Annotated in this window: 8 protein-coding genes; 5 read left to right on the top strand and 3 right to left on the bottom strand. The window is 70.8% G+C overall.

The window, feature by feature from the left end; translation table 11 throughout:
* Positions 1–87 precede the first annotated feature (87 nt).
* Positions 88–465 carry a hypothetical protein gene (locus tag AS96_RS13050; protein WP_036290540.1) on the top strand — a complete coding sequence of 126 codons (378 nt, stop codon included), beginning with the start codon at positions 88–90 and terminating at the stop codon, positions 463–465.
* Between the two features lie 217 nt (positions 466–682).
* Positions 683–1,018 carry a hypothetical protein gene (locus AS96_RS13045; RefSeq protein ID WP_005051574.1) on the top strand — a complete coding sequence of 112 codons (336 nt, stop codon included), beginning with the start codon at positions 683–685 and terminating at the stop codon, positions 1,016–1,018.
* Between the two features lie 3 nt (positions 1,019–1,021).
* Here AS96_RS13045 and AS96_RS13040 read toward each other — a convergent pair whose 3' ends face one another.
* On the bottom strand, positions 1,022–1,642 hold the full coding sequence (locus AS96_RS13040; protein WP_036290539.1) for a TMEM175 family protein: 621 nt from the start codon (positions 1,640–1,642) through the stop codon (positions 1,022–1,024).
* A gap of 75 nt (positions 1,643–1,717) precedes the next feature.
* Here AS96_RS13040 and AS96_RS13035 point away from each other — a divergent pair, with 75 nt between their 5' ends.
* Positions 1,718–2,395 carry a hypothetical protein gene (locus AS96_RS13035; protein ID WP_036290538.1) on the top strand — a complete coding sequence of 226 codons (678 nt, stop codon included), beginning with the start codon at positions 1,718–1,720 and terminating at the stop codon, positions 2,393–2,395.
* A 75-nt stretch (positions 2,396–2,470) separates the two neighbouring features.
* A complete protein-coding gene (locus AS96_RS13030; protein WP_442921709.1) occupies positions 2,471–3,991 on the top strand; it encodes an SDR family NAD(P)-dependent oxidoreductase in 1,521 nt (506 codons plus the stop codon).
* 25 nt (positions 3,992–4,016) lie between these two features.
* Here the strand turns inward: AS96_RS13030 and AS96_RS13025 are convergent, their stop codons facing one another.
* Complete coding sequence (locus tag AS96_RS13025; RefSeq protein WP_197017311.1) at positions 4,017–4,445, bottom strand: NUDIX hydrolase; 429 nt, start codon at positions 4,443–4,445, stop codon at positions 4,017–4,019.
* Between the two features lie 68 nt (positions 4,446–4,513).
* Between AS96_RS13025 and AS96_RS13020 the strand changes: the two genes are divergently transcribed.
* A complete protein-coding gene (locus tag AS96_RS13020) occupies positions 4,514–5,188 on the top strand; it encodes a Type 1 glutamine amidotransferase-like domain-containing protein (RefSeq protein ID WP_036290537.1) in 675 nt (224 codons plus the stop codon).
* A 25-nt stretch (positions 5,189–5,213) separates the two neighbouring features.
* Here the strand turns inward: AS96_RS13020 and AS96_RS13015 are convergent, their stop codons facing one another.
* The gene (locus AS96_RS13015) at positions 5,214–6,263 is read right to left on the bottom strand and encodes a zinc-binding dehydrogenase (RefSeq protein WP_197017310.1); all 1,050 of its coding nucleotides are present in this window, start codon (positions 6,261–6,263) and stop codon (positions 5,214–5,216) included.
* Positions 6,264–6,320 lie beyond the last annotated feature (57 nt).

Raw genomic sequence — 6,320 nt, 5'->3', positions numbered from 1 at the left:
CGCGACACACCTCAAGGATCGCCCACCCGCCCCACAACAGCATTTAGCAACACGGCCTAGGAGCAGTACGGACGTGACGGATGCCGCGTGCCGCTGCCGTGGACCCGCGAGGGCTCCTCGTTCGGCTTCGGTTCGGGGGGTGCGCACCTGCCGCAGCCGTCGTGGTTCGCGGACGCGTCGGTCCAGGCGGAGGAGGGCGATCCGGCATCCACTCTCTCGCTCTACCGCCGTGCCCTCGCCCTGCGGCACGAGCTCCTGGCGCTGGAGCGACTGGAGTGGGTCGAGACCGGCCGCGGCGATGTGCTGCGTTTCCGCCGCCCGAATGGCTGGGAGGTGGTGACGGTGTTCGGCTCCGCACCGCTCGCGCTGTCGTTCGTGCCGGGTCAGCGTGTCGTGCTGTCGAGCACTCCGCTCGACGGCGACACCGTGCCGGGGGAGACGACGGTCTGGATCACGGGGGGCTGATCCGGCCGGTCGCGTTGCGGGTGGGGGCGGGTGCCGAACTGCAAGGGATCGCCGTCGACACGCGGGGGTGGGTGAGGGATGCCGCGGCGTGTCGCCCGGCATCCCTTGCTGTTCGGGCGGGGACGGCGCGAGTGCTGTTCGGGCGGGGACGGCGCGAGCGACCCGATCGATGTGTTCAACTGGAGCGTGGCGTTGACCGAGAGCGGCGACTGAGCCGATGAACTCCAGGGCGGGGAGGAGTGCGGCCGCATCGGTTCTTGCCGTCGCGGTCATCCAGGTCGTCGTTTTCGCGATCACGACCGCGGTCTGGGTCGGGAGCACGGTCTTCGCCGGGGGCGCATGCGCGCCCCGCTGCGACTGGTCGGGCGCCGACCTCGCGGGCGCCGTCTACTACCTCGTCGCCGTCGTGATGTTTGTCGGCACCGCAGCGGCGGCTCTCTTCGCGTGGCGGACGGAGAGGGATCTCACCTGGGTTCCGCTCGCCGCCAGCGCGGGCATCGTGGCGGGGCTGCTGATTGCGCTCAGACTCTTCCAGGCGGCGATGGGATCTTAAGCGTCAGCGGGGTCGGCGACTCAGCAGGGGGCCGAGGGGGATCTCCAACAGCAGGACGAGCAACCAGAGAGCGCCGTACTGCGGAAACAGCAGCACGAGCGCGAGCGCGAGCGCCATCAAGATCGTGCCGATCCAGTGCGTCAGCGGCGGTGCGGGTGCGCGGTCGCTCAGTCCCGCCCGCTGCAGCGCCACCGCCTGTACGCGCAGGATCACTCCGCCCACCAGCATCGTTCCGACGTAGGCGCCCAGCCCGACCCGGTCTGTGCCCGGTCCGGCGAGATCGAGCGCCGTCGCGACCGGCAGGAAGACGATCGTCGCGAGCCAGAGGGTCTGCAGGCGGCCGACCAGGCGGTTGTAGCCGCGCGCATGCACGAACATCACGTGGTTCGCGCGCCAGAAGGCCGCGATCACCACGAAGCTCAGCGCCGCAGAGATCATCCCGGTCACGTTGTCGGCGAAGAAGGCCGACGCCGACTCGGCATCCATCGCCTTATCCACCAGGGGCAGCACGACGAGAGTGATCGCGATCGCGACGACGGCGTCGCTGAATGCGACGAGTCGGTCGAGGGCCTTCTCGCCCTGAACCGCGTTTCGCGCGCCGTCGTCGATCTGGTCTTCGGACATGGCGTCAGGCTAGCGGGGCAGCGCGGCTGTGGAGAACTTCCGGGGCCGACTCACGCGGATGGCTAGGATGCCGGGGTGACAGCCGCCCGCCTCGTTTCCCGTGCCGCATTCTCCCTCCTCGTCGCTGCCGGAGCCCTCGCGTTCGCGGGATGCGCTGCCGGGAGCGGCTCAGCGGCGAGCCCGTCGATCTCCGCGTCCGGAGCCGTCGGCGCCGGCACGGGCGCGCCGTCGGACGGGGCGACCGATCCCGGTGCCGGGGGCAGCGACGGCGGCGAGAACGCCGGAGGCGGCAGCGCTCCGTCTGCACCCACCATGGCGCTCGCCGACGTGCTTGACCGCTACCCCGACTGCGCCGCCATGGGCTCTGTGCTCGGTTCGGCGATCGACGGACTCGAACTCGGCGACCAGAGCAACGAAGACGGCACCGTGCAGTGCAACTGGATGTCGACGACCGGCGACTACGTGAACACCGTTCTGCTCACGGTGACGACCAACAACGGAGCCGGCGATGTGCCCAAGAAGGAGGACATCGCCGCCATCGGGTCGGAATACATCGCGGATGCGGCCGTCGAGGCTCGGGGCGGCATCGCCTACGGCACGAAGTCCACGGGAGACCTCCGCATCTACGGCACGCTCGTCGACGTACCGGGAGTGGGGGTCTCGATCAGCTCGGGCGCGCTCAACGAAGACCCGCGCATCTTCGGCGCCCCGGCCGTCGCCGCAGCCAAGCAGCTCCTCGGCATCGCGGGCTGACCCGCCTCGACGTCGACCCTCGCCCGCTCCGCTGCTCGCCGGGCTCGCGCTCAGCCGCGTCCGATAAAATCCCTCGTGCCCGAAACGCCTGCAGACACCGAGATCACGCCCGACCCGGACGATGCGGCGACCCCGGCCCTGGCTCCGGCCCCCATCGCGATCGACCCCCACGAGCTGGAGATCGCGCTGCGCGTCATCGACGCGGCATCCCTCCTCGATCGCGACGACCCCACCTACATCGCCCTGCGCCGCCAGACCGGCAAGATGTACAAGGACGTCAAGCGCATGTCGCGCAAGGAGAAGCGTCAGCGCATCGCCGACGCCGACCGTGCGGTCGTCGCCGCCACCGCGACGGGTGCACCGGACCGCATCGACGACGAGACCCGCGGCATCCCGCTCGCGGCCCGCACCGCGGCCCCGACCGCGGGCGAGCTCATCAAGCCCCGCGCCTGCTATATCTGCAAAGAGCAGTACACGATCGTCGACGCGTTCTACCACCAGCTGTGCCCCGACTGCGCGGCGATGAGCCACGCCAAGCGCGACGCCCGCACCGACCTCACCGGCCGTCGTGCCCTGCTCACGGGAGGCCGCGCGAAGATCGGCATGTACATCGCGCTGCGGCTGCTGCGCGACGGCGCCCACACGACCATCACGACCCGCTTCCCGCGCGACGCCGTCCGCCGCTTCTCGGCACTGCCCGACAGCGGCGACTGGATCCACCGACTCAAGATCGTCGGCATCGACCTGCGCGACCCCGCCCAGGTCATCGGCCTCGCGGATGCCGTCGCCGCCGACGGGCCGCTGGACATCCTCATCAACAACGCGGCGCAGACCGTGCGTCGCTCCGCCGGGGCGTACAAGCCGCTCGTGGACGCCGAGCTCGCGCCGCTGCCGCAGGGACCGCTGCCCGAATTGCTGACCTTCGGCCACACCAACGACGCCCACCCGCTCGCGCTGGCCCAGTCGGTGTCGAGCCATCCCATCCTCGCCGCCGCCGCTCGCACGGCGGAAGAGCTCACCGCCGAGGCGATGGCCGCCGGGTCGTCGTCGCTCGAGCGTCTCGCGGCGGGCACCGCGATCGACGCCGGCGGCCTCATCCCCGACGAGAACCACATCAACAGCTGGACGCAGTCGGTCGAGCAGGTCGAGCCGCTGGAGATGCTCGAGGTGCAGCTGGCGAACATGACCGCGCCGTTCCTGCTCGTCTCGCGTCTGCGTCCCGCGATGGCGGCGTCACCGGCGCGGCGAAATTACGTCGTGAACGTCTCGGCGATGGAGGGCGTGTTCGGCCGCGGCTACAAGGGTCCCGGTCACCCGCACACCAACATGGCGAAGGCGGCCCTCAACATGCTCACGCGCACGAGCGCGCGCGAGATGTTCGAGACCGACGGCATCCTCATGACGGCCGTCGACACGGGGTGGATCACCGACGAGCGCCCGCACTACACGAAGGTGCGGCTCGCCGAGGAGGGCTTCCACGCCCCGCTCGACCTCGTGGACGGCGCCGCGCGCGTGTACGACCCGATCGTCCGCGGTGAGGCGGGCGAAGACCTCTTCGGCATCTTCCTCAAGGACTACCGCAAGAGCTCATGGTGAGCCGGTCGGCTTCCGTCGGAGGCGCTCAGGCCTCCGGCAGGAAGTAGGCCGCCGCGAGGGGTGCGACCTCGAGAGCGGATGCCGCGGCGCGGTCGACCCAGCGCAGCTCCTCGATCTCGGCATCCGTCACCGGCTGCTGGTCGCCGATGTCGACGCGGAAGACGTCCGCCACGACCGCGAAGCCCGGCTCGTTGGCGGCGGGGGCGGTGAACTCGCCGAGCGGCGTGAGGTCTGTCGGTTGCAGGCGCAGCCCCACCTCTTCGGCGAGCTCGCGGAGGAGCGTCTGTGCGGCATCCTCACCCGCCTCCGGCTTGCCGCCGGGCTGCATGAACGCGGTCGTCCCCGCCTTGCGCACGAGCAGCAGCCGTCCGTCGACGTCGGTGATCACGGCGGCGGAGACACGGATCGAGCGAGCCGGATCGGTCGTGGGGATCGGCGGAGGCGTCGAGGTCACCCTCGCACGCTAACACTCCGGCGCCCCGGCCCCTGTTCGAGCGCCGCCGCACACGGTTGACTGGGCACATGAAGCTTCTGCTGACCTCGGGCGGCGTGACCAACGACAGCATCCGCACCGCGCTCGAAGACATGCTCGGCACACCCATCGCGGACAGTTCTGCGTTGTTCGTGCCGACGGCGCAGTGGGGCCAGCCGATGTGCTCGCCCGAGACGGTGTGGCGCTCCACGGCGGGCCGGTGGCCGGGCGGCATCGACAGCCCGGTCGAACTCGGGTGGCGCTCGGTCGGGGTGCTCGAGCTCACTGCCCTGCCGACGATCGCGCCCGAGCGATGGATGCCGTGGGTGCGCGAGGCCGATGCGCTGCTCGTCGACGGCGGCGAGGCGGTGTATCTGGCGGAGTGGATCCGCCGGTCGGGTCTGGCCGATCTGATCCCCGAGCTGCACGACACCGTGTGGGTCGGCATCAGCGCGGGCAGCATGGCCCTGACGCCGCGCGTGGGGCCGGAGTTCGTGGACCGGCATCCGGGCGGCACCGACGAGACGCTGGGGCTGGTCGACTTCTCGATCTTCCCGCACCTGGACTACCCGGGCTGGACGGGGAACACGACCGCCGCGGCTCACCGGTGGGCGGAGGGTATCCGCGGTCGCGCGTACGCGATCGACGACCAGACGGCGATCCGTGTGGTCGACGGCGTGGTCGATGTGATCTCCGAGGGCACCTGGGAGCTGCTCAACGGGTGAGCCTGCCGCCGTTCGGCCCGACGGCTCAGGCCGTCAGCATCACCTTCAGCGCCTCGCGGGAGTCCATCGCGGAGTAGGCGGCCGGAGCGTCGTCGAGCGGCATGATCCGGTCGAACACGCGGCCGGGCTCGATCGTGCCGTCCAGCACCAGCGGAATGGCGTCCTCGAGGTACGCGCGCACGGGGGCGACGCCGCCGGTCAGGGTGATGTTCTTGCCGAACAGCGACGCGAAGCCCACGGGCGCGCTCTCGTACTGCGGAACGCCGACGCGCGAGATGACCCCACCGGGGCGGACGACACCGTACGACTGCTCGTACGCCGGCATGTGTCCCACCGCCTCGATCACCACGTGGCTGCCCTCACCGTCGGTGAGATCCATCACCCGCGCGATGCCCTCCGCGCCGCGCTCGGCGACGACATCGGTGGCGCCGAACTCGACGCCCAGGTCGGTGCGGTCGGTGTGGCGGCCCATGAGGATGATCCGCTCCGCTCCGAGGGTGCGGGCGGCGAGCACCGCCGACAGGCCCACGGCGCCGTCGCCGACGACCGTGACCGTCTGGCCGGGCTGCACGCGAGCCAGGTGCGCGGCGTGATAGCCCGTCAGGTACACATCCGACAGTGTCAGCAGCGACGCCAGCAGAGAATCGGATGCCGCGTCGGGGTCGACGTCGGGGACGACCACGAGCGTGCCGTCGGCCTGGGGGATGAGGGCGCGCTCGGCCTGCAGGCCCCCGACCCGTCCGTTGCCGTAGAAGCCGCCGTGCACGCAGGAGGTCTGGAAGCCCTCGCGGCAGAAGACGCACGTGTTGTCGGAGTAGACGAAGGGCACGACGACGAAGTCACCGGGGCGCACCGTGGTGACGTCGGCGCCGGTCTCCTCGACGACGGCGATGAGCTCGTGCCCCATGCGGCGGCCCGTCGCACTGTCGCCCATCGAGTGATAGGGATGCAGGTCCGAACCGCAGACGCACGCGCGGACGATCCGCACGACCGCGTCGGTCGGCTGCTGGATGACGGGATCGGGGACGTTCTCGACGCGGACGTCTCCGGCGCCGAACATGACGGTTGCTCGCATGAGTCCATTTCACGCCATCCGCCCGGCCCTTTCTCCCACCCCGCGCCCAGGAGTGGG

It is taken from the genome of Microbacterium sp. MRS-1 (assembly GCF_000585455.1).
Classification (GTDB): Bacteria; Actinomycetota; Actinomycetes; order Actinomycetales; family Microbacteriaceae; genus Microbacterium; species Microbacterium laevaniformans.
This window is presented reverse-complemented; position numbering and strand designations above follow the sequence as displayed.